This is a genomic window from Neisseria sp. P0021.S007 (assembly GCF_051956855.1).
Window position 1 is genome coordinate 1 of the sequence record NZ_JBQCXA010000625.1, and the last position, 651, is coordinate 651.

Consider the following 651-nt stretch of genomic DNA (forward strand, 5'->3'; position numbering starts at 1 on the left):
CTTCCATACCGGTGCTATGCTGGCCAAAATGCATTTAGCCGGTCAAGACTTTCCTTTAAAAATGAAAAACCCTCGTTATGATGACTGGTGGCGCGATGCCTGCACTCAGTTGCTGCCTGTTTTAGATTCTAAAGATGCCGCACTGCTTCAATCTGAAATTGCCGCTTTAGATGAAAATCTGGGAGAGCATTTGCCTTCTGGTATTATCCATGCCGATTTATTTAAGGACAACGTATTGCTTAATGGAGATGAAGTTTCCGGCTTTATCGACTTCTATTATGCGTGTAACGGTAATTTCATGTACGACCTGGCAATTGCAGTTAACGATTGGGCACGAACAGCTGATAACAAGTTAGACCCTGTCCTTTATGATGCCTTTATCCACGGCTATGAAAGCGTACGTCCATTATCTGATGAAGAACGCGCGTATTTCCCTACTGCACAAAGAGCAGGATGTATTCGTTTTTGGGTATCACGCCTACTTGATTTCCATTTTCCTCAATCAGGAGAAATGACGTTTATTAAAGATCCAAATGCATTTAGGGATCTGCTCTTGACTCTTAAATAATATATAGATAAAAGGCCGTCTGAAATTCAGACGGCCTTTTATCTAATGCCCTCCCCCGCCGGAACCGCTAAACGGAGGTCTCG

1 protein-coding gene is annotated in these 651 nt (G+C 43.2%); it reads left to right on the forward strand.

From position 1 onward, the window contains the following. The coding region (gene thrB / locus ACTHUR_RS15020; RefSeq protein WP_440399405.1) for a homoserine kinase at positions 1–568 on the forward strand (568 nt) is incomplete at its 5' end. Positions 569–651 lie beyond the last annotated feature (83 nt).